We start from the raw sequence: 23,581 nt of genomic DNA, 5'->3' as shown, positions 1-23,581 counted from the left end.
GGCCTGGCTCATGGGCGCTTCACCTGAATCCAGCGGATGCCGGCGGCCCGGGCTCCGGCTCCGTCCTCCGGGCTGTCTCCCACGTGCCAGACCTCCGCGGCGTCCAGGCTCAGCCTGGCCAGGGCCTGTTGAAACGGCAAGGGATCGGGTTTGGCCGCACCGGCGGCCGAGGACACCACCACCGCGTCCAGCCAGCGGGCCAAACCCAGGGCCTCCAGCAGGCCGGGCAGGCGGCTGTCGAAGTTGCTCACCACCGCCAGCTTCAGGCCGCGGTGGTGCCAGGCCTCCAGCTGGGCTGGCACATCGGCATACACCTGCCACAGGTCGGCCTGGGCAAAGCGCTCGAACAACGCAGGGCCCAGTTCCGGAGGCAGCGGCGTGGCGGGCTCGGGAACTGCACCCACGGCGGCAAGCACTTCGGCGATTCGGGCACTCCACCACGCCACCTCGGCCGCCTGCAGGGCCTGGCCGGTGAGCCCGGGAAAGGCCAGGGGCGGTGCCTGGCGATAGATGCGGGGGAAGGCCTGGTCGATGGCGGCCGCCTCCACCGCCAGGCCATGGCGGCCCGCCACCGCCGCATAGGTGTGGCCCACGCCGGCCCGCAGGCCGATCAGGGTGCCCATGGCATCGAGCAGCAGCCCCCGAGGGGTCATCGCGGCCAATCCGCCAGCCAGCCGGCAGCCACCCGCAACTGGTGGGATTTGCCGGGCAGGCGGGCCAGGTAGGCCAGTCTGCGGATCTGGAAGGCAGCCGGTCCCGCCAGGGTGAAGCCCGCGCCGGTGAGACTGGCCTCACCCTCCCCAAGGCTCATCATTTCGCCGAGGTCGTTGTACTGGAAGGCATCCAGCGGTTCCCCAGCCAGGGAATGGAGCAGGTTGTTCGCCAGGCAGTCGGCCTGTTGGAAGGCCACCTGGGCGGTGGCGGGCAGGGGCGCGGCGTCCGGGTCGCGCTCCGCCAGCTCCACGTGGGCAATGTCCCCCACGGCGAAGATCCGGGGCTGGTCGCGCAGCTGCAGGCTGGGTTCGCACACCAGCCGGCCCAGTCGGTCGGTGGGGGCGGCGGGGGTGAAGGCGGGGGCTCTGAATTGGAGGCCGGCGGTCCAGATCACGGCCTCAACGCCGAGTTGTTCTGCCCCTCCCGGACCCTGCAGGTCGATGCTGCTGGCCCCAACCGCCGTGACCCGGGTATGGGTGCGCAGGCGCACATCCCGGCGCTGCAGGGCCCGATCGGCCTGCTCCCGGTTGAAGGCCTTGGCCTGGGGCAGCAGGCCGGGGCCCTGCTCGATCAGTTCGAGGATCGCCCGGCCGTCCAGCTGATCGGCCAGCTTGCAGGCCAGTTCCACGCCGCTGGCTCCCGCCCCCACCACGGCGAGCCGTTGCAGGGGTCTGGGCTGGTCCTTCAGCCTGCGGATCAGGCGCTGCAACCGTTCCACATCGGCCAGGGTGCGGAACCCCAGGCCGTGCTCCACCACACCGGGGATGCCGAAGCTGTTGGCCCGGGCCCCGGTGGCCACCACCAGGCGGGAGAAGGGCAGGCGCCGTCCGCCGGCGGTTTGGACCACAGCGGCCGTGGTGTCGATCTGGTCGACCCGGTCCTGCAGCCAGGCCACCCCCTTGCCCGCCAGCAGGGCGTCGAAGCGGGGAGCGATCTCCCAGCTGCGCAGTTCGCCGCTGAGGTACTCGTAGAGCAGGGGCAGAAAGAGAAAGTGATCGTTCGGTTCGATCAGCAGAATCGGAGGGTGCTGCCGGCGGGATGCCAGCGCCAGGGCCGTGTAGAGCCCTCCGAAGCCCCCCCCCACAATCACGACCGGGGCTGTTGCCGGCGTCGCCGCGGACTCCGCCATGGTTTTGTGGTCCGCTGCCGACACCGTCGACCGAACCCTAACCAGCGACTCAGGCCAAGGGCGATGATGGCCTGATGCAGACCGCTTCCGCTCCCACCCTTCCCCCGGACGGCGCCGGGCGGGCGATTGACCTGGCGGCGGTCCGGGAGCGGCTGGCTCCCCTATCGGCCCAGGAGCGCCTGCGCTGGGCCCAAGAGACCTTTGGTGAGGGGTTTGCGCTCACCACCAGCTTCGGGATCCAGGCGGCCGTCCTGCTGCACATGGTCAGTGAGCTGGGCCAGCAGACCGGCCGGCCGGTGCCGGTGATCTGGGTGGATACGGGCTATCTCCCCGCGGAGACCTACCAATACGCCGACCTGCTGGTGCAGCGCCTCCAGCTCAAACTTGTGGTGGCCCAGTCCGCCATGAGCCCGGCCCGGATGGAAGCGCTCCATGGGCGGCTGTGGGAAACCGAACAGGTGGCCGATCTGGAGCTCTACCACCGGATACGCAAGGTGGAACCCCTGGATCGGGCCCTCACCGATGGGGGGGTCACCTGTTGGGCCAGTGGGGTCCGCGGCAACCAGACCGACCATCGCCGGGCCATGGAGCCCCTCGATCCGGTGCGCCAGCGCTGGTCGCTGCGGCCCCTCCTCTCCTGGACCAAGCGCGACGTGTACTACTACATGGAGGAGCAGCAGCTCCCCCAACACCCCCTGTTTGAGCAGGGCTATTCCACCGTGGGCGACTGGCACTCCAGCGCTCCCGATGCCGGAGAGGTGAGCGGCCGGGCCACCCGGTTCGGGGGGCTGAAGCAGGAATGCGGCATCCATCTGCCCGGCTTGATGGGCGAGGGCATCTGAGCCCGGGGCTGTGGCTGTTGATCGGCAACAGCCGATGGCACTGGGCCAAGGGCCATCCAGGCGCGTTGCACACCTGGAGTGATGCCCCGGGCCGGGGGGTGAGGGGGGCGTTGACCGGCTGGGCGGCGGTGGGTCCGGTGCCCGCCGATGGGTCCTGGCCCTCTGGATCCCGGCTGGAGACGGCCGAGGTGCCCTTGGCGCGGATGCCCTCCTGGTTGGGGGTGGATCGGGCCCTGGTGGGATGGCGTGCCTGGCAGCGGAGCCAAACGGCCGTGCTGGTGGCCGATGGTGGCACCGCCCTGAGCCTCACCCGGGTCGATGCCGATGGGGGGTTTGCAGGCGGGCGGCTGCTCGCCGGTGCCCGCCTGCAGCTGCAGGCCCTGCGGGCGGGCACCGCAGGCTTACCCGCTCTGGACGGGCCGCCGGTTCTAACCGCCCAGCCTTGGCCGCAGGCCACCGCCGAGGCCATGGCCTGCGGTGTGCTGCGCGGCCTGGCGGCGGCAGTCGCCCAGGCCGGCCGCGAGGCGCTGGCGGAGGCCCCCCGCTGCACGCTCTGGCTCACCGGGGGCGACGGGCCGATGCTGGCCCCCCTGGTGCGGGAGCTGCTGGCTGACAGCTCCCTGGTGGTGGAGTGCGACCCCGCCTTGGCGCTGGAGGCCCTGGCCGCCCTCAGGCCAGTCCCAGATCGCTGAGGATGTCATCGGCCATGGTCTCGGCCTTGACCTTGGTGTAGATCTTCTCGAGCTTGCCTTCGGGGCTGACCACAAAGGTGTGGCGCATCATGCCCATGTACTCCTTGCCCATGAATTTCTTGAGGCCATAGCTCTCGTAGGCCGTGGCCACCGGGCAGGGCTCGGCATCGGTGAGCAGGGTGAAGGGCAGGTCGTACTTGGCGATGAATTTGGCGTGGCTGGCGGCCCCGTCCTTGCTGATGCCCAGCACCGTGATGCCGTGCTGCTCCAGCACACTCCACTGGTCGCGGAAGTTGCAGGCTTCCTTGGTGCAGCCGGGGGTGTCGTCCTTCGGATAGAAATAGATCACCACCCGCTGGCCTTTCAACGCCGACAGGCTCACGGGCGTGCCGGCCTGATCGGGCAGGCTGAAATCGGGGGCGGCATCACCGATCTGCAAGACCATGCAACTCTCCAGCCGAAGCGCGGGAAGGACAATCGCGTGAGCCTAGGCACGGGCTGGGACCGGTGGCCGCTGCTCTGGTTGTTGCCCTCGGCCGGGGGAGATGTCGCCTGCCTCTCAGCTCCGGAGCGGTGCTGGAGTGAGGCCCTGCCGCCGCTGCGACGCAGCCGATACCGCCGTAGCCGGGCGGCCCTGCGCCAGGTGCTGGCCGGGGTGCTCCGTTGCTCTCCGGTTGCCGTTCCGCTGCACAGCCCTCCGGGGGAGCCCCCCCGCCTCGATGGCCCGTTGGGCTGGATCAGCCTCAGCCATGGCGGCGATGCTTTGCTGATCGGCTACTCCCCGGAGCCGATCGGGGTGGATCTGGAGCCGACCGCCCGACCCCTGGATGGGGCCGGCGTGATGCGCCGTTTCTTCCCCGGCCCCGAGCAGGCCCAGCTGGAACGGATGGAGGGCGAGGGCCTGCGCGATGCGGTGCTCACCAGTTGGGTGTTGAAAGAGGCGGCAATCAAGTGGCGCCAGCGCACCCTCGCGGCCGAACTCAGCCTGTGGGATTACGACCATTTCAGTGGGCGATTGCACCACCACGGCGATGGCGCCGAGCCGGAGTGCCGTTGGGGGGTGCTGGAGGGTTGGCGCTGGGCCGTGGTGGGCCAGGGTTCCCGGGGGGCAGTGTTGGAGCGGTGGCCCTGACCCTGCCAATCCGTGGCGAGGCACGATCCATTCACGACGCATGATCGTGCCAAAAGCGCAAGTCAGAGGGCCAAGACGGCACGGAATCTTGCAGTTCTGTATCAATGTGTCCCCTCTACTTGCCATGGATGTGCCAATGCGGGAGGGATGACTACCTTTTGGGATGAACTGATCCAACTCGTCTCGTGATCAAGCGTCTGCTGGCCGGCCTTTTCGTGGGTACGGCCCTCTCCGCGGTGGCCCTGCCAGCGTCCGCCGCCGTTGACAACAACCTTCCCGTTCGTTGGAACACCGGCGGTGCCGTGTGGTCGACCAACCAGGACGCCTTCAACACTTTCCTCGAGTCCGGTGACGTCACCGACCGCGGCCTCGAAGGTGGTCTGAACCGCTCCGGCTGGACCGCCGAAGAAGTGCGCGAAGGCATGAACAAGTCGTACAACGTCGACTTCGTTGGTGTGTCCCGCTTCCTCTATTCCGATGCCGGGGTCAAGTTCCTCAAGAACCAGACCACCAGCTACTTCCCGTACTGGAGCATGAACACCTATGCGGTGCAAGCTCTGCGCTCGGCGATCGTGTCCGACGCTAAGGATGGCCAGATTTCCTCGGCCGGCATCATGAATGCCCTGCCCACCGACATGCGTCTGGCCGACTTCTGCAACACCTACACCGGTGCCCAGAACGTCTGCGCCGAGGGCCGTTGCCAGGGTGATGCCCAGTGCACCTCCCTGCTCTCCTGGTACGTGTTCCTGCCCGCCTGCATCCAGGCCAACCAGATGGCCGATCCCGTGGCTGAGGTGCGTTCCACCCCTGCCCCCGTTCAGCAGGCCCAGCCCGAAGCCATCCGCGGCCTTTGGTGAGGGGGTGCTGGCCTGCGGCCAGCGCTGCTCAGGAGCCCCGGCGTTGCCGGGGCTTTTTTATGGGTTTGGCGGTGTGGGCGACCAGCAGGGTGTGCTCCAGGGTCTGGGGTAGCAGCTGGCCGCGCTGTCGGCTGAAGCCCTCCCGCAGGGCGGCCACCGTTTCGGCGTCGAGCGGGCTGCCGCGCAAGCTGGCCAGTTGGATGAGATAGGTGCTGTTGGGTCCCAGCCAGCGCTCGATCAGCTGATCGGAGAGCTCGAGCTGGAGGGATTCCTGCCACTGCTGGGGCTGCACCTGCCAGCCCTGGGCCATCAGGCTGCGCTGGGCCATTGGAGCGCTGTTGTGCTCCGGGCCCAGCCGCTGCCGTTCCAGGTCGCGGAGCTCCTCGAGCAGGGGCCGGAGCGGGGAGTCGGCCGTGCCCACCAGGGCCAGCAGGCCGGCGGCCGGCCCCAGCTGGGGGGTGCTGAATAGGAGGCGCCATTGGCCCGTGGCCTCCAGCAGGGAGCCGGCTGCGCGGATCCAGGCGTCGATCTGGTCGGCGGACTGGCCCTGCCAGGGCTGCCGCGCCACCACCCAGTCGAACTGGGCCCGGTCATCGGCGGCCAGGGGGCCAGCCAGGGCGGCAGGGGTGTCGGGCGGCACCACCACCAGCTGGGGCTGGCGCAGGGCATCGAGCACCTGCAGCTGGGCCTGCAGCCGCTCCCGGTCGGAGCTCTGGGCCACTGTCACCACCACGCCGCCTTCAGGGGTGGCCTCGAGGGGGTCGAGGGCCCAGAGCAGGGACCGCGCTTCCAGCACCAGCACCCGGTCCTGGCGCCGCCAGCCCACCCCATCCCAGAAGCGACGTCTCAGGCTGTCGAGCCGTTCTCCCTCCGCGGCCGCCTGCCGCTGCAGCCACCGTTCCAGCTGGGGATCGTCGGGGCTGCTGCTGAGGATGTCCCCCTGATCCGCCGCCAGCTCGGCCGCGGCGGCCAGCTGGGCCGCCCGCCGTTGCTGCAGCCGTTCCCGCCGCTGGCCCTCCCAACCCAGGCTTCCGGGTTGCCAGAAGATCTCGCCCTGGAGCGCCCTGGGTAGGTATTGCTGCGCCACCCAGTGCTCGGCGTAGGCATGGGGGTAGCGATAGCCCACCCCATCGCCGAAGAGCTGGCCATCGCGGTGGGCATCGCGCAGGTGGGAGGGCACCTGTTGACGGTTGGTGCTGCGCACGCTCTTGAGGGCATCAAAGAAGCCCAGCACGCTGTTGCTCTTCTCGGCCCCGGCCAGGTAGAGCGCCGCCTGGGCCAGGGGGTAGAGGCCCTCCGGCAGGCCCACCCGTTCAAAGGCGGCGGCACAGGCTTCCACCACCACCACCGCCTGGGGATCGGCCATGCCGATGTCTTCCCCGGCGGCGATCAGCATGCGGCGAAAAATGAAGCGGGGGTTTTCGCCGGCCTCCACCATGCGGGCCAGCCAGAACAGGGCCGCATCCGGATCGGAGCCCCGCAAGGACTTGATGAAGGCGCTGATCGTGTCGAAGTGGGCATCGCCCTGCTTGTCGTAGAGCACCACCCGCTGCTGGATCGACTCTTCGGCGATGGCCAGGTCGATGACGATGCGGCCATCGCTCTGGGTTGGGGTGGTCTCCACCGCCAGCTCCAGGGCATTGAGCAGGCTGCGGGCATCCCCGCCGGCCACATCCACCAGGTGGTCGGCGGCGTCGGCCGTGATCGCCACCTGCCGATCGCCGTAGCCCACCTCCGGGTCCCGCAGGGCCCGCTCCAGCAGCCGGTGCAGGTGCTCGGATTCCAGGGGCTGCAGGCGAAACAGCCGGGAACGGCTCACCAGGGCCTTGTTCACCTCGAAGGTGGGGTTCTCGGTGGTGGCGCCGATCAGGCTCACCGTGCCGTTCTCCACCCAGGGCAGCAGCGCGTCCTGCTGGGCACTGTTGAAGCGATGCACCTCGTCAATGAACAGGGTGGTGCGCAGGCCGTGGCGGGCCAGACGTTCCTTGGCCCCCTCCACCTCGGAGCGCAGATCCTTGACGCCGGCGAGCACGGCGTTGAGGCTGCTGAAGTGGGCCCGGGTGCTGCCGGCGATGATCCGGGCCAGGGTGGTTTTGCCCACGCCCGGCGGGCCGTGCAGGATCAGATTGCCCACCCGGTCGGCGGCGATGGCGCGGCGCAGCAGGCGGCCGGGCCCGAGGATCGCCTCCTGCCCCACGAAGTCGTCGAGCGTGCGGGGCCGCAGCCGATCGGCCAGGGGCGCCACCTTGGCGAGGGTGGTGTCGCGGTGGTGGCTGAACAGGTCGCTCAAGGGGCTTGGGGCAGGTCCCACCGGCTCCCATCATCCGTCCAACGGCGATACGCTCCGGCGATGGTGCTGGATCGGGGCTGGATGGCGGCGCTGCAGGGGTCCAGGAGGTTGGCGCTGGCGACAGCCCTGATGGCGGCCTTGATGCCCGCCGCTCTGGTGCTCGGCTGCGGCCCCGCGAAGGAGCCGCCCCGGCGCTTGCCCGTGGTGCAGACCCAGCCCATCGAGCCCGCTGGGTTTCAGGCTGGCTTTGACACGGTGAGCACCCTGGAGGCGGAGGAGGAGGTGGATCTGGCGGCCCAAGCCGGCGGTCGGATCCAGCGTCTGCTGGTGCGGCAGGGCGACCGGGTGCGCCAGGGCCAGTTGTTGCTCGTGCTCGACCAGACCCAGCTGCGGGCGGAGGTGGCCAGCCTGCGCGCCCAGATGCAGACCAACCGGCTCAACTACCAGCGCTATCAGGATCTGGCTCGTCAGGGAGCGGCCAGTGCCCTGCAGCGCGATGAATTCCGCCAGGCCTACATCGCGGCACGGGAAGCCCTGGTGGCCCGCGAGGCGGATCTGGCCTTCAAGGATCTGCGGGCACCGATCACCGGCACGGTGGCCGACCTGCGCGTCAAGCAGGGGGATGTGATCGAGGCGGGGGTGCCGCTCACCCGCCTGATCCGCAACGACCGTCTGCTGGCCCGCATCGACGTTCCCGCGGTGTACGCCGGTCGGGTGCGACCCGGCCAGCGGGTGCTCCTGCTCGACGCCTCCCGAGCCCAGCCCTTGGCCGAGGGGCAGGTGAGCTCGGTGGATCCGGGGGTGGCGGCGGCCACCCAGACCTTGCTCGTGAAGGCCGCCTTTGCCAATCCCCGCGGCAGCCTGCGCAACGGTCAGCGCAGCCGCACCCGCCTGGTGCTGGACCGACGGGAGGAGCTGGCGGTGCCGTTCACAGCCGTGACCCAGCTGGCGGGGCAGTCGTTTGTCTATGTGGTGGGCAGCCTGGCCGATCTGGAACGGCGGCCGGGACAGGCCGCCCTGGCCGAGCTGCGCCAGCTGCCGGCGGGCACCCGCTTTGCCCTGCAGACGCCGGTGCAGCTGGGGGATCTGCAGGGCAACCGCTACCCGGTGCGGCGGGGCCTGGTGGCGGGGGACCTTGTGATTACCGCGGGCCTGCTCAATCTGCGCCACGGGGCCCCGGTGCAGCTGGCGGCCCAGGGGCGTCCCTGAGGTGGGCAAGGGGCAGCGTTGCCTCTAATTTGCCCGCACATGCCCAGGGTTTGTGGTTCGAGCGGTTCCGGCGTTGTCGTTGGTGGGTGTGTTGCTGGTGGGCTGCGCCGCCAAGCCGGTGGCGCGCCAGCCCCTGGTGGTGCAGACCGAAACCATCGGTGAGGCCAGCTTCAGTCCCTCGATTGAGGTGGTGAGTCAGCTGAGCTCCACCACCGATGTGGTGCTCAGCCCTGAGGTGGATGGCCGGGTGGTGAAGATTCTGGCGACCCAGGGTCAGCGGGTGAAGGCCGGCCAGCCGATCCTGGTGCTCGACAACGTGCAACAGTCAGCAGCCCTGGATGCCAGCAAGGCCGAATCGCGCAAGGACAGTGTGAATGCGGAGCGCTACATCTTCCTGAATGAGCAGGGCGCGGTGTCCACCAAGGATCGCGACTACTACGTCACCCAGGCCATTCAGAGCCGTGATCAGGCCCGCGCCAAGGCAGCGGATCTCGGCTACAAATATGTGAGTGCTCCCATCAGTGGCGAGATTGGCGACCTCGACTCGGTGAAGCTGGGCGACTACGTGCGCCAGGGTCAGGCGATCACCGGGATTGTTGACAACTCCACCCTCTGGACCCTGATGGATGTACCGGCCACCCAGGCCGGTCAGGTGAAACTCGGCCAGCCCGTGCAGCTGCAATCGCAGGGGGCCCCACCGGTGAGCAGCACGGGCAAGGTGGTGTTCATCTCCCCCTACTTCGGCATCAGTGGCCGCTCCGCCTCTCCCAACACGGTGCTGGTGAAGGCCGAGTTTCCCAACCTTGCCGGCCAGCTCAAGACCGGCCAGTACGTCCGCAACCGGATCATTACCGGCACCAGCCGCCAGCTCTCGGTGCCGGTGCAGGCCGTGATGATGCAGGCCCAGCAGCCCTTCGTCTACCGCGTGTTCCCCCTCAAGCAGGTGCTGGCCAAGATCCGGGCCTCCACCCAGATCCCCGACGCCCAGAAGCAGAAGTTGGAAGCCCTGCCGGTGGAAACGCCGATCGTGGTGCAGATCCCTGTCCAACTCGGCCTGTTGCAGGGCAACCGCTACCCGGTGATTTCGGGTCTGGTGGCTGGTGATCGGGTGGTGGTGAGCAATACAGCGCTCCTGCGCACGGGCATGCCGGTGAAGCTGGCCGGCGCTGCCGCCCAGCCGGGTGTGAACTGAGGCCCACCCATGTCGCTCTCCGATACGTTCATCAAACGGCCGGTTCTAACGACCGTTTGCAGCATTTTGATCGTGCTGATAGGCATCATCGCGATCCCCACCCTGCCGATTGAGAACCTCCCCAACATCGCCCCGCCCCTGATTCAGGTGACGGCCAACTACGGCGGCGCCAACTCCGTGGTGACCGAACAGGCGGTGACCAATCCCCTCGAGCAGCAGATCAACGGCGTGCCGGGAGCCGCCTACATCTCTTCCACCAGCTCGAACACCGGTCAGAGCATCATTCAGGTTTACTTCGACGAAGACACCGATATCAACATCGACCAGGTGAACGTGCAGAACCGCGTGTCCCTGGCGATGCCCCAGCTGCCGCAGCAGGTCTCAGCCACGGGTGTGTCGGTGATGCAAAGCACCCCCTCGATTCTGCTGGCCTATCAGGTCACCTCGACCCAGGGACAGTTTGATGCGGCTTACATCAACGGCCTCATCTATGAACAGCTCTATTACCAGTTGGAGCGGGTTCCCGGTGTGGCCCAGGTGAACATGCTGGGCGGCAGCAATCCGGCCTTCTGGCTGTTCGTTGATCCCAACCAGCTCACGGCCAATCGGCTCACGGCCGATCAGGTGGTCAATGCGGTGAAGAGCCAGAACACCATCGCCATCGGCGGCCTGGTGGGCGGTCCACCGGCCGGCGGGGACCAGCTGTTCGCCTACCCGATCCTGGTGGCCGACAACGGCAACCTGATGTCGGTGGAGCAGCTCAACGATCTGATCGTGGGCAGGTCGCCCCAGGGCAACGTGCTGCGGCTGCGGGATGTGGGCCAGGCCACCTACGGCTTCAACACCTTTGCCCAGCAGGCCGTGAGTGTTGAGGGCTACCCGGCGATCACCGTGGCGGTGTTCCAGACCCCCGAGAGCAATGCGCTGGATGTGTCCGAAGCCGTTGTGGCGGTGATGGATCAGTTCGCCCAGACGGTGCCTGCAGGCATCAGCGTGAAGCAGATCTACAACATCGGCCAGTTCATTGAGTCGGCCGTTGATGGGGTAACTGATGCCCTGGGCCTGGCGATCGTGCTGGTGCTGGTGATCCTGTTCCTGTTCCTACAGAACTGGCGCGCCACGGTGGTTCCCAGCCTGGCGATTCCGATCTCCCTGATCGGCACCTTCGCCTTCATCAAGGCGTTTGGCTTCTCGATCAACCAGCTCACCCTGCTGGGCTTGGTGCTCGCCACTGGCCTGGTGGTGGATGACGCCATCGTGGTGATTGAGGCCGTGTCCAAGAACCTCGAAAGTGGCATGAGCCCCCGCAAGGCGGCGATGGAGTGCATGGGCACCCTGATCGGCGCCTTGATCGCCACTTCCCTGGTGTTGATGGCGGTGTTCGTGCCGGTGGCGTTCTACCCGGGCGGTATCGGCATCATCTACAAGCAGTTTGCCCTCACGATCGCCTTCTCGATCGCCATTTCCACCTTCAACGCCCTCACCTTCTCGCCGATGATGTCGGCCCTGATCCTGAAGCAGGAGCAGCCCCCGAAGCCGAAGGGTTGGGGTTGGACCATCGGCGGTGTGGTGGTGGGTCTGGCCTTCGGTCGCTTCAGCGCGGCCTCCTTCGGGGTCGGCGCCTACGTGTTCGGGGTGGTGCTGTTCGGCATCGCCGGCAGCCGGCTGGCCCTGATCTTTGATCGTTTCAACAGCTTCTTTGCCTGGTTGCAGCAGCGTTATGCCCAGCTGCTGGCGGTGTTGATCCGCAAGCGCAAGCTGGTGTTCTCCGGGCTGATTGGCGGCATTGTGCTCACCGCTGTGGCGTTCTCTGCCCTGCCTTCGGCGTTCATCCCTGAGGAAGATCAGGGCTACGGCGTGGGGATCTTCCAGCTGCAGAATGGCGCCTCCCTCAGCCTCACCCAGAAGACCGGCCTGGAAATCGCCAAGGTGCTCAAGCAGGAGCCCGACATCACGGCGGCTTCCGTGGTGAGCGGCTACGGCTTCAACGGCTCCAGCCCGGATCAGGGGGTGTTTTTCTTTGGCCTCAAGCCCCTGGAGGAGCGCAGCGGCGCCGATCAGAAGGCCCCGGCCATCGTGCAGCGGCTCAATGCCAAGCTCTCGAAGATCAGCAGTGGCCTGGCCGTGGCCGCCCAGCCGCCGGCGATTCCCGGTTTCTCGGCCCAGGGTGGCTTCTACTTCCAGTTCAACGACCTCAGCAACGGCTCCTACAGCTTCAACCAGCTCGATGGTCTGGCTCAGCAGCTGGTGGCTGCCGGCAATGGTTCCGATCAGTTTTCCAGCCTCTACACCCAATTCATTCCCAGTGCGCCGGCGTTTGGGCTGAAGATGGATCGCTCGATCATGGGCGCCCTGAACATCGACTTCCAGCAGGCCATGCAGACGATCGCCGTGCTCGCTGGCGGCAACTATTCCGGACTCACCTATGAGAACGGACAGGTGCGCAACATCTACGTGCAGTCGGAGGCCTCGGGACGTAGCTCCCTTGAGGATGTGCTCAGTTACTACGTGCGCAACCGCGACGACAAACTGGTGCAGGTGAGTGAGTTTGCCTCGTCGGAGCTCACCAGTGCGCCGCCCGTGATCAGCCACTACAACCTGTACCGCACCATCCTGGTGCAGGGCGCTGAGGCCATCGGCAAGAGCTCGGGACAGGCCCTCACGGCCATTCAGCAAATCTTCAACCAGCTGGACTTCAACAATATCGGCTATGCCTTCACGGGCCTTGCCGCCTTGCAGCTTTCCGCGGGCAGCGCCAGCGTTCTGGTGTTTGGCCTGGGCATCCTGATCGTCTACCTCGTGCTATCGGCCCAATACGAGAGCTACGTCACCCCGGTCATCATCCTGATGACCGTACCCCTGGCCATGTTGGGTGCGTTGGTGTTTCTGGCCTTGCGCTCGATCGACCTCAACATCTACGCCCAGGTGGGTTTGGTGACCTTGATTGGTCTGGCGGCCAAGAACGGCATCCTGATTGTGGAGGTGGCCGAACAGCATCTGGAGGAGGGCATGGGCGTTGTCGAAGCGGCCATGGCCGCTGCCGAATCCCGGATGCGGCCGATCCTGATGACCGCCATCGCCTCGCTGGCCGGATTCCTGCCTCTGGTGGTGGCCACCACCGCCGGTGCCAACAGCCAGCAGTCCCTGGGTACGGTGATCTTTGGCGGCCTGTTGGTGGCCACGGTGCTGTCGCTGGGTGTGGTGCCTCCCTTCTATGTGTTGATCAAGCAGCTGGAGGCCCGTTGGTTCGGCGAGGGCGGTAGCGGTGATTCCACAACGGTTTCTGTTCCCACCATCTCTGGACACGATTGATCGCCGCTGATTCTCGCCAGTCAAAGCCCAGGGGGTTTGGACTGATGACTAGGATTGTCTTTGTCCATCAGGCCATTTGTTTGGCCTTCTTTGTGGCAGGGTTGCGGCTGTCTTCAGTTTCTGATGTCGAGCAGCTTGTGCTCCACCGTCTGACGGGAATTGTGGTTTCGCTTGCCATACTGCTCGCGATGGTTGGTGTTGCAAGCAGGAAGTCGCTGAAGGCTCTTTCCTGGTTGCGGGTGATTTTGTGGATTGGGGTTTTCAAGATCTTGATGGTTCAACTCTGGCTGCTTAGCCAAGGCGACATTGGATTGACGTCCTACGTTCGTGCCATGTTGCTCAATGAGCTGGTGGCGATCCCCGTTGCTGTGTACTGGTCTAGGCCAGCTCATTGGCGTTATCTCTCTACCATCGGTCGCGCGATTGGTCCCGGCGGGGCAAATGGATGATGGCTTGAGATTTGGGAGGGTCAATCTGGTTTTGCCCCTTCAGGTTGTACGCTCAAGATCATCATCCTCTGGACGAGGAAAATCAGTTGGGCGGCGCTCCACCCGGCCATCAAAACCCCATTCACGGCTTCTGCCACGCTGAGTAATTGCCAGCATTTGGCCAGCGTGATGTCTCCATAGCCGACCGTTGTGAATGTGATGCCGGAAAAATACAGGCTTGCTTCCAGGCCTTGAATCGCGCCGACATGGCGATAAACCCAAGCCCATAGAAGGATCTCCAGGAATAATGTGGCTGCTGTCATGAGTGCTCCAATGGCAATCAGCAAGTGGCAGCGAATGCTGCTTGTTGAGCACCAAGCGCTAAGACGTTTCGAGTGCACAGAGTCGGCCTGTATGGACGTCATCAATGTATGGATGATCGTTGTGGCCATGAACATTCCCAGCACGATGCCCGGGAGGCTGCCGATCTCAGGGCAGCGCGAGAGCTGGGGTGTCGTTGGATAGCTGCTTAAGAGGATTCCGGCCGCTGCTGCTCCGGCCAGTAGCACCCATTTCGCATGTTTCCAGCTCATCTGACGGGCCAATCCTCGACGTCACCGTGTTGGCGGCGGATGTGGCCGTGATGCCAGCTCCAGCGCCAGGGCTCCACAGCGCGAGCCGTCTGCAGATCGGGTCGGTCGGCCAGGCACACGGGGATGAACTCGGTGGCGTAGCTGAAGGCCGGATCACGGATCGATTGGTTGAGCACGAGGCTGCCTTCCTCGCCTGACATTGAGCGGTGGTACGTGCCCACCGGAATTGCAAGCGCCCCCATGGCCCGTTCCAGCGCGATCACGTGGTGGGGCTGATCCCAGGCCGGGTTGAGCAGGATGAAGGTGCGCTGGCCTTGCAGCACCAGGTTGTGATCCACCTGGTGTTGATGCACGTAGTACTGCTCGGCACCGTCGTGATCGGGCGGTGAGATGGCAGGCCCGTGGTGCACCACCACATCGGTGCCGTTGCTGTGGGGCACGCTGGCATCGAAGAAGCACACCTGCGGCGTTTCGCGAAACAGGTGGATCGGAATGAATTGGAGGCGCATCGAGCCACTCCTGGCTACGTCTTCTCTAGCCATGGTCGTGGCTGCTGCCCCCCTCAGGGCGTGGGCGCTAGCAAACGCTGGCCGGGCCGGATCGCTGTGGGAGGTGAAGGGTGGCGCCGGGCCGGTTCCCAGATCCGCACCTGCAGCGGGCCCTGCTCCTTCGGCGTGAAACGGGTGAGCCAGCCCGAGCTCCAGGTGATTTCCACCTCGCCCTTGTCCAGCCGCCAGGTGCCCCCGGCCAGCGCATCAATGGCGTTGAAGGCCAGGCCGTTCGACATCAGGCTCACGGTGGTGACCGGCCGATCCGCCTGGGCCGGCTGGATCCGGTAGACCCCCACTGCGTCGGCCACGGCTCCCCTCAGCTGCACCGCCTTGCCGACGTTGCTGGGCGGGTCGAGGCGGCTGGCCCCCGGTGCCCACGACCACTGCTCGGGGCCGGCCGGGCCGGTGAGGATCGCATCACTCCAGCCATCGCTGAAGTCGATGCGCACCCCGTTGCCCCAGGGGGTCCAGCGCCCGTGTTCGTAGAGCTGGTTGGCGCGCAGGTGGCTGCTGCCGCCCAGGGGTACCCCCTCGGTGCCCGTGGTGCTGATGGCCTGGCCATCGGCGCTGAGGCGCACGTTGAAGAGGTTGTTCGCGTTGTCCACCAGGGCCCAGACGCCGGTGTAGCGCTGGCGTTGTTGCTGCTGTTCGGCGGCGACGGTGCGCTGGCCTGGCGGTTCTGCGGCCTGCAAGGCCCCAGGGACTGGGGCTGCGAGCAGGAGCAGGAGGGGCAGATGCCGCAACCGGTACGGCATGGCTCCAACGGTCAGTGTTGGCTGGGGGGTCATGGCGCAGGCTTTCGATCGAACTCGACGATGTAGGCCACGGGACGCTGGGCGCGCACCACGCTCAGTTGGGTCGGATCGTTGGCGAAGTCGTTCCAGGTGGCTGGGTCGTTGGAGCCGGCCACGCGGAAGAGGTGGCCGTAATCCTCGATCTGCTCGAGGTTGTTGGGCTTGCCCGCCGCCCAGTTGGTATAGGTCAGGGGCTCACCGCTGATCCACTGCCAGCCGCCCTTGGGTTCCTGCGCCTGGTGGCGAATCTGCACCAGGCCGATCCAGGGGCCGACAGCGTCGGCCTGGCCCTGGCGGAGGCTGGTGGTCCAGACGCGGGGTTGCTTGGCGATCAACGACCAGACGTACCGGTTTTCTTCGGCCGAGGTGAGCGTGGCCAGGTAGCCCCCGCGGGCGTTGGCCGCCGCCTTGGCCTCGAGCCAGGTGATGCCTTCGGGCACCACCACCACCTCATAGAGATGGCCGTTGCCACTCCAGCGCACCGGCTCCGCCTGGGTCGGGGCGGCCAGCAGGGCCGTTGCCCCCAGGAGCATGAGTTTGGCCACTGTCTGACGCATGGTTGCCCCAGCCGTTGCTCTGCCGACGGCTTAGCAAGCCTGAATCGCCCTGTCAGCCGCGCGAAACTGGATGTCATGGCTCCCCTGATCCCGCGCAGCACCCTGGCCGGAGCGATCGGCAACACGGTGGAGTGGTTCGACTTCGCCGTCTACGGCTTCTTCGCCAAGGAGATCGGCGAGGCCTTCTTCCCGGCGGATGTGCCGTCGCTGCAGCTGCTGAGTGCCTTCGCCGTGTTCGCGGTGGGCTATCTGATGCGGCCGGTCGGCGGGTTGCTGCTGGGGCCGATCGGGGATCTGGTGGGGCGGCGGGCGCTGCTGCTGGTGAGCGTGGCCGTGATGGCGGCCTGCAGCCTCGGCATCGCCCTGCTGCCGCCCACCAGCCAGTGGGGCCCCAGCTCCGCCGTGCTGCTGGTGCTGCTGCGGCTGCTGCAGGGCCTTTCGGTGGGCGGCGAGTTCACCGGCTCGGTGGTGGCCCTGGTGGAGACGGCTCCACGCCAGCGGCGTGGCCTCACTGCCAGCTTCGCCAGCGCAGGGGCCGTGCTGGGTTTTGTGGGGGGATCGTTGGCGGCGGCGCTGATCCATCTCTGGCTCGATCCGCCGGCCGTGCAGCAGTGGGGCTGGCGTGTTCCGTTTGTGCTGGGCGCCGCGCTGGGGATCTGGGCCCTGAGCCTGCGCACCCACCTGGAGGAAACACGGTCGGGTCAGGCGCCAATCGGCCTGGCGGCCCACCTGGCTGAGCTGCGTGGCCAGTGGCCGGCGATGGGGCGGCTGATGGCGGCGGTGGCGCTCTCTGCGGTGAGCTTCTACGCGGCCACGGTGTTTGCCGTGCAGGAGGCGTCGACGCGGCTGCCGGCGTTGGCCGCCAGCTTCAATGCCATCACCACCCTCAACCAGGCGATCGGGGTGGGCTTGATCCTGCTGGGCGGCCATCTGGCGGATCGCGGCGCGCCGGTGGCGCTGGCGCGCCGCCTCAGCCTGGTGCTGGCCGTGGGCGTGCTGCCGGGGATGCTGCTGATCGCGGCGGGCCCACCGCTGGCCTTTGCGGTGGGCCAGTTGATCGTGCTTGTGCCGCTGATGCTCTACCTGGGTGTCTACCCCTCGCTGTTGCCCGGTCTGTTTCCGGCGGCCCAGCGCTGCAGTGCCTTTTCCCTGTCCTACAGCCTGGTGACGGCGGTGCTTGGCGGCACCCTGCCCCTGATCGCCACCTGGCTGGAGGTGGGCCTGGCCCTACCGCAGGGGCCGGCGCTCTATGGCCTGATCTGGGCCGTGCCCACCCTGCTGGCCTACCGCCAGCTGGAGCGCCATCTGCTGCCGGACTGGCAGGGCTGAGGCTTCAGGGTGCTGCTGGCCCATCCCGTCTGGGTGCGCCCCGTTGGGTCCACCTAGATTTTTCATGCCAGTCCCGGTTGGGCCCCATGGACTCCAGCCCGACCCAGCCCAAGCCGATCAGCCGCGACGAGATCAGCTCCGGCGCCCTGTCGCGGCAGCGCCGGGCCCGCTTGCTCGTGCAGCGCATCCTGGAGCGCCTGCAGGCTCCCCAGTGGCCAGCGGCGGAGCCCGATGACCCGCTGGCCCGCCAGCTCGCCGGGGTGCGCCGGCGCGCGTCCGCTCCCCTGCCGACCCTCCAGGCTGGCGATCTGCTGGAGGCTCCGGAGCGCTGGCTGGATCTGCTCCCCACCGAGCCGCTCCTGCGCGCGGAGGTGCTGGTGCAGTTGCAACAGCGCGTTGGTTTGCAACCGAACGAGGCCGCTGCCCTGCAGCGGTTGGCCGCTCCCCGAACCCGGCGGTGGATCCCGTGGCGGCCCACCTTCCAGCTCCAGACGCCGGCGGCCTGGCCCGTGGGGGTGAAGCTCGGCGGTGTGATGCTCCTGTTCTCGCTGGTGCCGGCCCTGCTCGTGGGCAACGTGGGGTCCTGGCTGGCCGAGGGGCAGGCCGAGCAGGCCCTGAAAAAACAGCTGCAGGGGATCGCCGCCACGGTGGCCGGACGGCTGGACGAGAACCTCAGCGAGTACGGCAAGCTCATGCTTTACCTCGCCAGCAACCCGGCGGTGATCCGCATGGCGGGGGCCTCTGCTGGGGAGCGCCAGCAGCTGGAGCCGGAGGTGCTGGGCTTGTTGGATCGCCTGCAGGCCAGCCACGCGGATGCCGCTTTCATCTACCTGATCGATCGGACCGGCCGCTGCTTCGCCTCCTCCGATCGCAAGTTGATCGGCCACGACTACAGCTTCCGCACCTATGTGCAGAAAGGGCTCCGGCAGGAGGCCTACATGAGTGGCATCTACTACCCCGTGAGCACCACCAATCCGCGGGCGACGGTGTCGATCGCCCGCCCGATCCGTGAGGGCCGCACGGTGGTGGGTGTGGCGGTGGTGGGTACCTACTCCCTGGCTGAATCCAAGGCTCTCGATCTGAAAACAGGCCTCACCGCCCTGGTGCTGGAACACGATGGGGTGATCGCCTCCTCCAATGATTCCCGCCTGGCCATGGGGATTCTTGGGCCTGACGATGGGCAGGCGGAGGCGCGCCGCCGGCGCATCAGCCGCAATGACGGGATCGACCAGGGCCAACGCTTCCGGCGCCTGCTCACCTATCACCCGGTGTCCGCCCCTCTGCAGCCCTTGCTGGCTTCGACCGAGGCCGGCGTCGGCGCCGGGGCGATCGATGGGCAGGAGGTGGTGGCCGCCTGGCAGCCGCTGGACGCCTATGGCGCCAAGGCGGTGGTGATGGAGTCGCAGCAGGAGCAGCGCCAGGCGATCCGGGCCGTGCAACAGCGGGTGATGCTGCTCACCTCGCTGCTGGGGCTGCTCGCCACCGGGGGGGCCGTGGTGGCCAGCCGGAGAATCTCCCGCCCCCTGCGCAGCCTCACCCAGGCCGCTGCCCAGCTGGAAACCGACCAGCCCGTGGAGGAGGAGCAGCTCAGCGCCGTGATCCGCCGCAAGGACGATCTCGGGGTGCTGGGCCGGCAGCTGCTGCAGGCCGCGCGGGAAAGCCTCAAGCGACAGGCCAGCTTGCGGGCCCAGGTGGCGGCCTTGCATATCAAAGTCGATCAGAAACAGCGGGATCGGGATGTTGCTGTCATCGTGGACAGTGAGTTCTTCGGAGCCATGAAGGCCGCGGCTGCCCAGCTCCGTGCCCAGCGTCAGCGCCCCCGCCTCGACGCCGTCGCCCCAGCCCCACCGATCGACCGCAACGCCCCCCCGGACGCGCCGAGACCATGAGCTTGATCGTTTCCGTGCACTCGTTCCGGGGCGGCACCGGCAAGAGCAACACCACGGCCAGCCTCGCCGTGGTGCTTGCCCAGCAGGGAAAGCGGGTGGCGATCGTCGACACCGATATTCAGTCGCCCGGGCTGCATGTGCCGTTTGGCTTCGGGGCGGAAGACCTCCACCGCTCGATCAACCAGTTTCTCCACGGGGAATGCGGCATCGCCGAGGTGGCCGTGGATGTGTCCGAACGGATCGGTGCCCTGCCGGAGGGCGGGGCGCTGCTGCTGGTGCCGGCCAGCATCAAGGCCAGCGAGATCACCCGGGTGCTGCGGGAGGGCTACGACGTGGGCCTGCTGCAGCAGGGCTTCCAGAGCCTGCTCGATGACCTGGAGCTCGATGTGCTGATCATCGACACCCATCCCGGGCTCAACGAGGAAACCCTGCTCTCGCTCACCCTCTCCGACGTGCTGCTGCTGGTGCTGCGTCCCGATCAGCAGGACTTCCAGGGCACGGCCGTCACCGTGGAGATCGCCCGCCTTCTGGAGGTGCCCGACATGCTGTTGATTCTCAACAAGTTGCCGTCGCAGATGGATGGTGAGGCCGTGCGCCAGCAGGTGGAATCGACCTATCGCGTGCCGCTCGGGACCTGCCTGCCGATGGATGAGGGCATCGCCATGAACGCCTCGAGCCGCCCCTTCGTGCTGGCCCAGCCCGAGCACCCCTGGAGCGAGCGGGTGCGTCAGCTGGCCCACCGCGTTCTCGCGGGCCCCTGAGAACGTGAGCGCAGCCCCCCATGCCTGCGACCCGTTGCTGACGGCTGACTGCCAGCAGATGCTGGTGCGGCTGGAGCGTGCCGGCGTGCGGGCGGTGCATGAGCTCAGCCCAGAGGCGGCCAGGCGCCAGGGCATGAAGCTGTTCGATCTCGATCGCCGCCAGGGGGAGATGCGGCTGTTGCGGCAGCTGCTGCGCCAGCGGGGTCTCAGCGCCAGCGAGCTGGCGTCAGCCTGCGGTTTCAGTCTGGAGGAGGTGGAGCAGCACCTGGAGCAGATGCTCGCCTCGGGCACCGTGCTCCGCGCAGAGCGGCAGAAAGGAACGGTCACCTGGAGCACCCGGCTCAGCCTGCGGCGCCGCACGCTCAAGCATCCAGATCTGCTGCGCAAACTGGAGCCGGAGGAGGGTCCGGCGGCGGTGCTTCGGCCGCGAGAGACCTTGCTCTCCCGCGAACTGACCCTCACGGGTGGCCTGCGGGCTCGCCTCTACCTTCCCCCCTCCGCAACGGGAGAACCGCTGCCGGTGGTGCTGTTCGCCCACGGCGGTGGCTGGGTCACCGGCAGTGTCGATACCCACGACAGCCTCTGCCGCACCCTCTGCCAGGGCTCCGGCTGGGCATTTCTGAGCGTGGACTACCGCCTGGCCCCCGAACATCCCTGGCCGGCGGCGCCGGACGACATGGCTTCAGCCCTGCACTGGCTGCATGAGCACGGCGCCAAGCTGGGCGTCAACCCGGAGCGGCTGGCCCTGATGGGCGACTCGGCCGGCGGCAACCTGGCCCTGGTGAGCGCTCTACAGGCGCGCGCCGCCGGATGGCCGCTGCCGCTTCTGCTGGTTTTGATCTGCCCGACGGTGGATCCCTCCATGGCCTGCCCCTCCTGGCGCGAACTGGCGGATGCTCCCTTCCTGAGTGCCGCCGACATGCGCTGGTACTACGGCCACTACGCGCCGGATCCCGACGACTGGCGCGCCGCACCCCTCCGCGGCGACCTGCGGGGTCTGCCGCCGACCCTGGTGATCAGTGCCATGCACGACATCCTGCGCGATGAGGCGCTGCTCCTGGGCCAGCGGTTGGAGCAGGAGGGCGGCACCGTGTGGCAGCGACCGGTGCCCGGCGTGTTCCACGATTTCGTGCTGTTTGGACAGGCGATCGCTGCAGCTCACCAGGAGCAGGAGGAGATTGGGCGATTGCTGCGCGAAACAGCCGCCGCATCGGCCTGATTGCCAGGCTGAGGCCTCAGGGCGCCACCCGCACCTCCGAGCCGGAGAGGGCGGTGGGTTGGCTGCCCGGCGCGGCCGTGATCGTGTACACGAAGCGGCTGCCGTCCGGGCTGATGAAGCTGGTGGCCTTCTGGCCGTCGGGGTAGGTCGCCGTGGCGGTGCAGTCGGCGTTGACGCGGTAGGTGGCCTTCTCCACCCCACCGGAGCCATCGGAGCCGCGATAGCTCAGCACGATGCCGCCCTGGCCGTCGTACACCTCGCGGCCGCTCTCGGCATAGGGCTTGCCGTTGAGCACGCCGCTTTCGCTGTAGAGGTAGGTGCCCTTAAGGGTGGCGTTGCTGCAGGGCAGGGGGGTGGCCGATGCGGCGCTGCCGGCGGCCAGGGCCAGCACAATCAGGGGGAGCTGGGCGAACCGGCCGGGATGGGGCAGTCGGACGGGCATGGGTTGGCGGTGCATGGGTCGGCAGGATCAGCCCAGGCTGGTGAAATCAGGCGTGAGTGGGTTGAAGCCTTTGTAGGGGTGGATATGCAGCTTGATCATGGAAAAGACCAGGGCTGTGCATAGGCACCAGAGCACGATGGCCGTGATCGCCGTGTGGCGATTGGCACGATGCACGGCGCCAAGCGTGACGTTGGAAACCAGCGTCAGCAGATAGATGAAAGCCCACTTTCTCGCATAGCCCAGATTCGATTGGCTTCCGATCGAGAGGCGTTGCTCCCGGGCTGCTTCGAGCTGCTTGATTTCGGTGAGGATCTCCGCCGCCATGGCTTTGGTCGTGCAGAGGGATCCGGGCTCCCGCACGGTGCAGGCGCCAGCGTCGATCGTCCAGGCGCGCCTGTAGAGGTTGGAAAGGGTTTGATCGATCTCTGGAGCGCGCCGCATGTTGTACTCCCTGCCCCATTCGCCCTGCTCAACCAGCTGGATGTATGACGAGAGTTCGCCCTTCAGCTCGCTCGCGAGTGCGGGGGATGTCGCCGCGATGATCCCAAGCCTGCTCAGGGCTGTCGCTTCGTTCTGCAGGGCGGCTGCCGCTGCCGATGTGTTCTGCCACACGGACGACGCCATGAAGGCCAGCAGCAAGGCCAGGACCGTAATGGGGACACCCACGTAGGGCCCCACCAAGGGCTTGTTGATCAGGTGGTCGAACAGTCTGGTCTTGAAAACAATCAGGTAGGCGCCAAGCCCGAGGGCCGCGCTGACGATCAGCGCAAGGATGACCGGCCCAAGGCCGAAGTTCGGGAAGAAATACAGCATCGTTCGGGGCTGATGGATCCGGCCTCAACCGCACCAGCGCCCATGGTGGCCAGGCTGGAGCCACTGGTCATCCGTTCACGGCTCATCCGTTTGAGAGGGCCTGTTCAGCTGCACGGAATCAGGCAGAGATGGTGGGCCTCGGCACTGGGCACCACTTCAGGAGTGATGCGCTGATCGAAGCTGGCGAAGCAGCCGCCCTGGCTGGCGGCCAGGGCCAGCAGGTAGGCATCGGTGATCTGGCGTGGGCCCAGCAGCCGGTCCCAGCGGATCAACCCCTCCTGCAGCAGGCTGATCGGCTCCGGCCAGAACGCATGGCTGGCATGGCTGCAGGCTTCCGCCAGGCGTGCCGCCACCAGGGCGGCCGGTTGCGCATTGGGGTAAGCGGGTTGGGCCATGATCCGCACCACGCCGTTCTCGGTGATCGGGCAGGTGGCCCAGCCCTGCTCGAGTTGCCCCTCCAGCCAGCGGGTGGCGGGCCGATGCAGCAGATGGCCCTGATCCAGCAGAGCGATCAGCACGTTGATGTCGAGCAGGGCCCGGCCCATCAGAGGCCGGCCTCATCCCGCAGCTGATCGATCTGCTCGTTGGTCACCACCGCTCCGCCCCGGGCCTGGAAGGGGCGGAATCCGGCGATGGTGGGAGGTGTTTCGACCGCAGCCTGACCCGTGGAGGCGGCGCCGCTGAGCGCAGCCCGCAACAGGCGCGACACCATCTGGCCTGCCGTGGTGCCCTGGCGGCGGGCCAGCTCCCGGGCAGCGGCCAGCACATCGTCTTCGATGTCGAGCGTGGTGCGCATGAATGCCATTCTGCATCACTGCATCACTGCATCAGCGCAT

Annotated in this window: 24 protein-coding genes; 12 read left to right on the top strand and 12 right to left on the bottom strand. The window is 67.3% G+C overall.

The window, feature by feature from the left end; genetic code table 11:
* Window positions 1-8 precede the first annotated feature (8 nt).
* Complete coding sequence (locus tag H6G16_RS12545; RefSeq protein WP_190390676.1) at window positions 9-653, bottom strand: HAD-IA family hydrolase; 645 nt, start codon at window positions 651-653, stop codon at window positions 9-11.
* The gene (locus H6G16_RS12540; RefSeq protein WP_190390675.1) at window positions 650-1,843 is read right to left on the bottom strand and encodes an NAD(P)/FAD-dependent oxidoreductase; all 1,194 of its coding nucleotides are present in this window, start codon (window positions 1,841-1,843) and stop codon (window positions 650-652) included. Before H6G16_RS12540 ends, H6G16_RS12545 begins: the two co-directional genes overlap by 4 nt.
* Before the next feature lie 74 nt (window positions 1,844-1,917).
* Here H6G16_RS12540 and H6G16_RS12535 point away from each other — a divergent pair, with 74 nt between their 5' ends.
* Both H6G16_RS12535 and H6G16_RS12530 read left to right on the top strand, forming a co-directional pair.
* Complete coding sequence (locus H6G16_RS12535; protein WP_190390674.1) at window positions 1,918-2,685, top strand: phosphoadenylyl-sulfate reductase; 768 nt, start codon at window positions 1,918-1,920, stop codon at window positions 2,683-2,685.
* Window positions 2,643-3,377, top strand: a complete 735-nt coding sequence (locus tag H6G16_RS12530) for a type III pantothenate kinase (RefSeq protein WP_190390673.1) — start codon at window positions 2,643-2,645, stop codon at window positions 3,375-3,377. Before H6G16_RS12535 ends, H6G16_RS12530 begins: the two co-directional genes overlap by 43 nt.
* Here H6G16_RS12530 and bcp read toward each other — a convergent pair.
* Complete coding sequence (bcp, locus tag H6G16_RS12525; RefSeq protein ID WP_190390672.1) at window positions 3,355-3,822, bottom strand: thioredoxin-dependent thiol peroxidase; 468 nt, start codon at window positions 3,820-3,822, stop codon at window positions 3,355-3,357. The genes H6G16_RS12530 and bcp overlap by 23 nt on opposite strands.
* 36 nt (window positions 3,823-3,858) lie before the next feature.
* Here bcp and H6G16_RS13305 point away from each other — a divergent pair, with 36 nt between their 5' ends.
* Window positions 3,859-4,509 carry a 4'-phosphopantetheinyl transferase superfamily protein gene (locus H6G16_RS13305; RefSeq protein WP_190390671.1) on the top strand — a complete coding sequence of 217 codons (651 nt, stop codon included), beginning with the start codon at window positions 3,859-3,861 and terminating at the stop codon, window positions 4,507-4,509.
* Between the two features lie 185 nt (window positions 4,510-4,694).
* On the top strand, window positions 4,695-5,366 hold the full coding sequence (locus H6G16_RS12515) for an alpha/beta hydrolase (protein WP_190390670.1): 672 nt from the start codon (window positions 4,695-4,697) through the stop codon (window positions 5,364-5,366).
* Window positions 5,367-5,394: 28 nt separating this feature from the next.
* Here the strand turns inward: H6G16_RS12515 and H6G16_RS12510 are convergent, their stop codons facing one another.
* Complete coding sequence (locus H6G16_RS12510) at window positions 5,395-7,656, bottom strand: AAA family ATPase (protein ID WP_190390669.1); 2,262 nt, start codon at window positions 7,654-7,656, stop codon at window positions 5,395-5,397.
* A 60-nt stretch (window positions 7,657-7,716) separates the two neighbouring features.
* Here H6G16_RS12510 and H6G16_RS12505 point away from each other — a divergent pair, with 60 nt between their 5' ends.
* From H6G16_RS12505 to H6G16_RS12490, 4 genes are all read left to right on the top strand, one after another.
* The gene (locus H6G16_RS12505) at window positions 7,717-8,865 is read left to right on the top strand and encodes an efflux RND transporter periplasmic adaptor subunit (protein WP_190390668.1); all 1,149 of its coding nucleotides are present in this window, start codon (window positions 7,717-7,719) and stop codon (window positions 8,863-8,865) included.
* A 52-nt stretch (window positions 8,866-8,917) separates the two neighbouring features.
* Window positions 8,918-10,057, top strand: coding sequence for an efflux RND transporter periplasmic adaptor subunit (locus tag H6G16_RS12500; RefSeq protein WP_190390667.1), 1,140 nt, complete (start codon window positions 8,918-8,920; stop codon window positions 10,055-10,057).
* 9 nt (window positions 10,058-10,066) lie between these two features.
* Window positions 10,067-13,369, top strand: coding sequence for an efflux RND transporter permease subunit (locus H6G16_RS12495; protein WP_190390666.1), 3,303 nt, complete (start codon window positions 10,067-10,069; stop codon window positions 13,367-13,369).
* Between the two features lie 80 nt (window positions 13,370-13,449).
* Entirely contained in the window at window positions 13,450-13,818 is a 369-nt protein-coding gene (locus tag H6G16_RS12490) for a hypothetical protein (RefSeq protein ID WP_190390665.1), read from the top strand.
* A 20-nt stretch (window positions 13,819-13,838) separates the two neighbouring features.
* Here H6G16_RS12490 and H6G16_RS12485 read toward each other — a convergent pair whose 3' ends face one another.
* The 4 genes from H6G16_RS12485 to H6G16_RS12470 are packed head-to-tail and all read right to left on the bottom strand — an operon-like array spanning window position 13,839 to window position 16,292.
* Entirely contained in the window at window positions 13,839-14,390 is a 552-nt protein-coding gene (locus H6G16_RS12485) for a potassium channel family protein (protein WP_190390664.1), read from the bottom strand.
* Window positions 14,387-14,899 carry a hemagglutinin gene (locus H6G16_RS12480; protein WP_190390663.1) on the bottom strand — a complete coding sequence of 171 codons (513 nt, stop codon included), beginning with the start codon at window positions 14,897-14,899 and terminating at the stop codon, window positions 14,387-14,389. The genes H6G16_RS12485 and H6G16_RS12480 overlap by 4 nt, the downstream gene beginning before the upstream one ends.
* A 53-nt stretch (window positions 14,900-14,952) precedes the next feature.
* Window positions 14,953-15,696, bottom strand: coding sequence for a hypothetical protein (locus tag H6G16_RS12475; RefSeq protein WP_190390662.1), 744 nt, complete (start codon window positions 15,694-15,696; stop codon window positions 14,953-14,955).
* Window positions 15,697-15,725: 29 nt separating this feature from the next.
* A complete protein-coding gene (locus H6G16_RS12470) occupies window positions 15,726-16,292 on the bottom strand; it encodes a lectin-like protein (protein WP_190390661.1) in 567 nt (188 codons plus the stop codon).
* 75 nt (window positions 16,293-16,367) lie between these two features.
* Here H6G16_RS12470 and H6G16_RS12465 point away from each other — a divergent pair, with 75 nt between their 5' ends.
* The 4 genes from H6G16_RS12465 to H6G16_RS12450 all read left to right on the top strand — a co-directional run bounded on the left by H6G16_RS12465 (window position 16,368) and on the right by H6G16_RS12450 (window position 21,490).
* Window positions 16,368-17,621 (top strand): MFS transporter, encoded by a 1,254-nt coding sequence (locus tag H6G16_RS12465; protein ID WP_190390660.1) that lies wholly within the window; start codon window positions 16,368-16,370, stop codon window positions 17,619-17,621.
* 86 nt (window positions 17,622-17,707) lie between these two features.
* On the top strand, window positions 17,708-19,510 hold the full coding sequence (locus H6G16_RS12460; protein WP_190390659.1) for a cache domain-containing protein: 1,803 nt from the start codon (window positions 17,708-17,710) through the stop codon (window positions 19,508-19,510).
* Window positions 19,507-20,271, top strand: a complete 765-nt coding sequence (locus H6G16_RS12455; protein ID WP_190390658.1) for a MinD/ParA family protein — start codon at window positions 19,507-19,509, stop codon at window positions 20,269-20,271. Before H6G16_RS12460 ends, H6G16_RS12455 begins: the two co-directional genes overlap by 4 nt.
* Window positions 20,272-20,275: 4 nt before the next feature.
* Window positions 20,276-21,490: an alpha/beta hydrolase gene (locus tag H6G16_RS12450; RefSeq protein ID WP_190390657.1), complete on the top strand. Its 1,215-nt coding sequence runs from the start codon at window positions 20,276-20,278 to the stop codon at window positions 21,488-21,490.
* A 16-nt stretch (window positions 21,491-21,506) separates the two neighbouring features.
* Here the strand turns inward: H6G16_RS12450 and H6G16_RS12445 are convergent, their stop codons facing one another.
* From H6G16_RS12445 to H6G16_RS12430, 4 genes are all read right to left on the bottom strand, one after another.
* On the bottom strand, window positions 21,507-21,947 hold the full coding sequence (locus H6G16_RS12445) for a hypothetical protein (RefSeq protein ID WP_190390656.1): 441 nt from the start codon (window positions 21,945-21,947) through the stop codon (window positions 21,507-21,509).
* 12 nt (window positions 21,948-21,959) lie between these two features.
* Window positions 21,960-22,745, bottom strand: a complete 786-nt coding sequence (locus tag H6G16_RS12440; protein ID WP_190390655.1) for a hypothetical protein — start codon at window positions 22,743-22,745, stop codon at window positions 21,960-21,962.
* Between the two features lie 104 nt (window positions 22,746-22,849).
* Window positions 22,850-23,290: a TA system VapC family ribonuclease toxin gene (locus tag H6G16_RS12435; RefSeq protein WP_190390654.1), complete on the bottom strand. Its 441-nt coding sequence runs from the start codon at window positions 23,288-23,290 to the stop codon at window positions 22,850-22,852.
* On the bottom strand, window positions 23,290-23,541 hold the full coding sequence (locus H6G16_RS12430; protein ID WP_190390653.1) for a hypothetical protein: 252 nt from the start codon (window positions 23,539-23,541) through the stop codon (window positions 23,290-23,292). The genes H6G16_RS12435 and H6G16_RS12430 overlap by 1 nt, the downstream gene beginning before the upstream one ends.
* Window positions 23,542-23,581: the final 40 nt, after the last annotated feature.

Origin of the sequence: Cyanobium sp. FACHB-13342, from assembly GCF_014697415.1 — a bacterium.
Classification (GTDB): Bacteria; Cyanobacteriota; Cyanobacteriia; order PCC-6307; family Cyanobiaceae; genus Cyanobium_A.
Note: the sequence above shows the minus strand (reverse complement) of the source record. Positions and strands in the feature narration are given on the sequence as shown.

What these genes read in the sequence shown, in the direction of transcription:
- H6G16_RS12545 (WP_190390676.1), bottom strand. Translation starts at nt 653, where the DNA reads ATGACCCCTCGGGGGCTGCTGCTCGATGCCATGGGCACCCTGATCGGC.
- H6G16_RS12540 (WP_190390675.1), bottom strand. Translation starts at nt 1,843, where the DNA reads ATGGCGGAGTCCGCGGCGACGCCGGCAACAGCCCCGGTCGTGATTGTG.
- H6G16_RS12535 (WP_190390674.1), top strand. Translation starts at nt 1,918, where the DNA reads ATGCAGACCGCTTCCGCTCCCACCCTTCCCCCGGACGGCGCCGGGCGG.
- H6G16_RS12530 (WP_190390673.1), top strand. Translation starts at nt 2,643, where the DNA reads ATGCGGCATCCATCTGCCCGGCTTGATGGGCGAGGGCATCTGAGCCCG.
- bcp (WP_190390672.1), bottom strand. Translation starts at nt 3,822, where the DNA reads ATGGTCTTGCAGATCGGTGATGCCGCCCCCGATTTCAGCCTGCCCGAT.
- H6G16_RS12505 (WP_190390668.1), top strand. Translation starts at nt 7,717, where the DNA reads ATGGTGCTGGATCGGGGCTGGATGGCGGCGCTGCAGGGGTCCAGGAGG.
- H6G16_RS12495 (WP_190390666.1), top strand. Translation starts at nt 10,067, where the DNA reads ATGTCGCTCTCCGATACGTTCATCAAACGGCCGGTTCTAACGACCGTT.
- H6G16_RS12485 (WP_190390664.1), bottom strand. Translation starts at nt 14,390, where the DNA reads ATGAGCTGGAAACATGCGAAATGGGTGCTACTGGCCGGAGCAGCAGCG.
- H6G16_RS12480 (WP_190390663.1), bottom strand. Translation starts at nt 14,899, where the DNA reads ATGCGCCTCCAATTCATTCCGATCCACCTGTTTCGCGAAACGCCGCAG.
- H6G16_RS12475 (WP_190390662.1), bottom strand. Translation starts at nt 15,696, where the DNA reads ATGCCGTACCGGTTGCGGCATCTGCCCCTCCTGCTCCTGCTCGCAGCC.
- H6G16_RS12470 (WP_190390661.1), bottom strand. Translation starts at nt 16,292, where the DNA reads ATGCGTCAGACAGTGGCCAAACTCATGCTCCTGGGGGCAACGGCCCTG.
- H6G16_RS12465 (WP_190390660.1), top strand. Translation starts at nt 16,368, where the DNA reads ATGGCTCCCCTGATCCCGCGCAGCACCCTGGCCGGAGCGATCGGCAAC.
- H6G16_RS12460 (WP_190390659.1), top strand. Translation starts at nt 17,708, where the DNA reads ATGGACTCCAGCCCGACCCAGCCCAAGCCGATCAGCCGCGACGAGATC.
- H6G16_RS12455 (WP_190390658.1), top strand. Translation starts at nt 19,507, where the DNA reads ATGAGCTTGATCGTTTCCGTGCACTCGTTCCGGGGCGGCACCGGCAAG.
- H6G16_RS12445 (WP_190390656.1), bottom strand. Translation starts at nt 21,947, where the DNA reads ATGCACCGCCAACCCATGCCCGTCCGACTGCCCCATCCCGGCCGGTTC.
- H6G16_RS12440 (WP_190390655.1), bottom strand. Translation starts at nt 22,745, where the DNA reads ATGCTGTATTTCTTCCCGAACTTCGGCCTTGGGCCGGTCATCCTTGCG.
- H6G16_RS12435 (WP_190390654.1), bottom strand. Translation starts at nt 23,290, where the DNA reads ATGGGCCGGGCCCTGCTCGACATCAACGTGCTGATCGCTCTGCTGGAT.
- H6G16_RS12430 (WP_190390653.1), bottom strand. Translation starts at nt 23,541, where the DNA reads ATGCGCACCACGCTCGACATCGAAGACGATGTGCTGGCCGCTGCCCGG.